Here is a 547-nt window from a genome sequence, read left to right on the forward strand (position 1 = left end):
ATTTTCCATCGCGCGCCGCGCGGCGGCGACCGCCGCATCGGCGTCCGCCTCGCGCGCCTCGGCGATATCGGCAAGGCGCGCGCCGGTCGCCGGGTCGTGCGTCTCGAAACGCCCGCCGTCGAGCGGTTCGACCCACTGCCCGCCAATGAACAGCTGATGCCGGCTCGCGGCAAAGGCCCGTGCCTTGTCCAGCGCAGGCACAAGCGGTCGATCCAGTATTGCGGCACCCGTCATCGTAGAAACCTCTCCCAGAGCCACCCGGATTCGTGGTCCGAGCCGGCGTCGCGACATGCATCATAACCAACGGCATTATATCTTGTCGAACGCTATTTGTCATGTCACAACGCTGTTCAACAAATTGCCGGGGGCATGGATGCCGGAAATCGGATTGGAATCGGTGGCAGTTGCGGCGAAACAGCGACGCTGAGATGCAACAGGAATTCGACTATATCATCGTTGGCGCCGGCTCGGCCGGTTGCGTGCTCGCCAACAGGCTGAGCGAAGACGGCCGGGTGTCGGTGCTGCTGATCGAAGCGGGCGGCAAGGA

2 protein-coding genes are annotated in these 547 nt (G+C 63.6%); one reads left to right on the plus strand and one right to left on the minus strand.

Going from position 1 to position 547, the window contains the following annotated elements; genetic code table 11:
- Positions 1-234: aldehyde dehydrogenase family protein (locus AC1DZC_RS20300; protein ID WP_477044544.1), on the minus strand; the 234-nt coding region annotated here is incomplete at its 3' end.
- Positions 235-428: 194 nt separating this feature from the next.
- Between AC1DZC_RS20300 and AC1DZC_RS20305 the strand changes: the two genes are divergently transcribed.
- Positions 429-547 (plus strand): NAD(P)-binding protein (locus tag AC1DZC_RS20305; protein WP_477044545.1); only part of this gene is annotated, 119 nt, incomplete at its 3' end.

Source organism: Cellulomonas sp. P2_B4 (assembly GCF_056404795.1).